Raw genomic sequence first — 1,863 nt, 5'->3', positions numbered from 1 at the left:
GGTTGTGAGGGGAATGAACGTTAAATTAATGAGGAGCCTTGACACTACTCAAGGAATTTTTACGAGCGTCTGGACATAAAGTCTGAACTGATACTCGTCGTAAAAACGTTTCTTCATGTTGAATTCTGGCTTGAAGAAGGGATGCTTGTTTCTATTGCAGATATAGGCCTTTTTCGGGTTGTATTCCTTCAGGAATTCGACGCCGTGGCTTTCGGACATGAGCTTTATAGTAGATTCCAATTGTTCGGCTGCAACGCTCTGCCAGCCTGCCTTGTCCCGCTCTTTCAACTCGATCAGGTACAACTCTGAACCGACTGTCAGCATACAGTCGCATCGTGGCCTGCCTCTCGCGTCACCATCCTTGATTACACACTTGTCAATTGCAGTGAAAATGACATCCCTCTCTTTGGGGTTGCTGACGGTGGCGAGCCATTTGTTTTTTTCAGCGGTATCCACATAGGCAACGGGTGAGGATTGATCGTCACAAAGGCCAAACTCTAGATCGTCGAAAGGGCCTTTCTGGCAGGCGGTATCGAGAAAATTCACGCCTCCAGCTCCTCCTCGATATCCAGGAGACGATCAAACATTTCATTCCCTTCGCGAAGCGACTCGTTGAGATAATTGCTATCAGAAGGGATACCTTCAGCCATTGGGAGCTTTGCAATGCTTCCTGTCTTTTCATCGGCTTGGTAGATCGCCAAATCATCGGCGTCCAGCAAGGCTTTCAAGGGGATCACGTTGGCTAGCTTGAGTCCAAGATCGTCATGACGACTTTTCTTGAGAATTTTGTCGTGGAGCTGTTTTCCTTGTACTGCAATCGTCAAGTAATTCACCACATATGGGCTATGCGTTGTCAATACTAGGCGGTTTTTGTTTTCTTGATTATTGAACTGCAGAAGGCTCTGTAAAACACCCCATTGCGATAGAGGAAAAAGGTTTTGCTCTGGTTCTTCGACAATATTGATAAAAGCCGTTTTGTTGAACCGTGTCGACAAGGTCGAAATAAATGCACGCCGTTGCTCTATGGTCAGAGATTCAGAGAAGTACTTTTCTGCTTCTTTCCTGAAACGTTCCAGCTCCTTGGTGCTCATCGACTCTTGGCGGTTCTCTATGGGTTCTTTCACCCTGTTGACCAGGTATTGGCTCACAAGGTGGAGGGGAACAGCAGACTGGAAACCACTTGAGGCGTCAGCCAACTCCAGCTGGTACCCAGGCTCTCGAATGCTTAGTGTGTTCGTAAGCGGGTCGTATTCGAGATCAGCATTATTGATAGGGAGTGCAAGAGATCCCTTCATGTTTTCTTTGGCGTAGTTGAATTCGGTAAGAAACTCTTTGAGCGACTCAGAAGAAAGTCGCAGTTCCTCCGTATGCCTGACGTAGGAAATGAAATTACGCTCGGCAGGCACGTACATGATCTGAGGCAGGTGATATTCCTCTGCCTTGGATGGACTGATATGCATACGGCCATGAACATATTTGATCGTGAAGGCATCGCCTTCATAGTCGATTTCTGTTTCGTTTTTCTGACCAGACGAAACGTAGTTTTCGAGCCGATGATAGGTTAGAAACGGTTTGGTGAGTCGATCCTTTTCCTCAAACCATTTTTTATCGTAATCCCCTCGAACCAGCGCTTTTTCAATCCACGAGAAAGTCGAAAAGAGCTTGGCTAACGTGCTTTTCCCTGAGCCCTGATTACCCACGAACACGGTCACGCGCTTGAACTCTATCCAACCATCGTTTTTTACACCATCACGGATAGGGCCAAAGTGCTTGACGCGTAAGCGAGGCATTGATTACTCCAAGAAGATTGAGCTCATACGGTAATGCGGTGAAGCATATCAGGGAGAGGGGGRAAAGGGGAGA

At 47.1% G+C, this 1,863-nt stretch carries 2 protein-coding genes; both read right to left on the bottom strand.

Features of this window, described 5'->3' with window-relative positions:
- Positions 1–48 precede the first annotated feature (48 nt).
- Entirely contained in the window at positions 49–546 is a 498-nt protein-coding gene (locus HT737_RS30030; protein ID WP_095668884.1) for a hypothetical protein, read from the bottom strand.
- On the bottom strand, positions 543–1,790 hold the full coding sequence (locus tag HT737_RS30025) for an ATP-binding protein (RefSeq protein WP_182404633.1): 1,248 nt from the start codon (positions 1,788–1,790) through the stop codon (positions 543–545). Before HT737_RS30025 ends, HT737_RS30030 begins: the two co-directional genes overlap by 4 nt.
- Between the last annotated feature and the right edge of the window lie 73 nt (positions 1,791–1,863).

It is taken from the genome of Pseudomonas sp. MD195_PC81_125, from assembly GCF_014060985.1.
Classification (GTDB): Bacteria; Pseudomonadota; Gammaproteobacteria; order Pseudomonadales; family Pseudomonadaceae; genus Aquipseudomonas; species Aquipseudomonas parakoreensis.
Note: the sequence above shows the minus strand (reverse complement) of the source record. Positions and strands in the feature narration are given on the sequence as shown.

Excerpts from the sequence above, each read along its gene's own strand:
- HT737_RS30025 (WP_182404633.1), bottom strand. The coding sequence starts at position 1,790 with ATGCCTCGCTTACGCGTCAAGCACTTTGGCCCTATCCGTGATGGTGTA.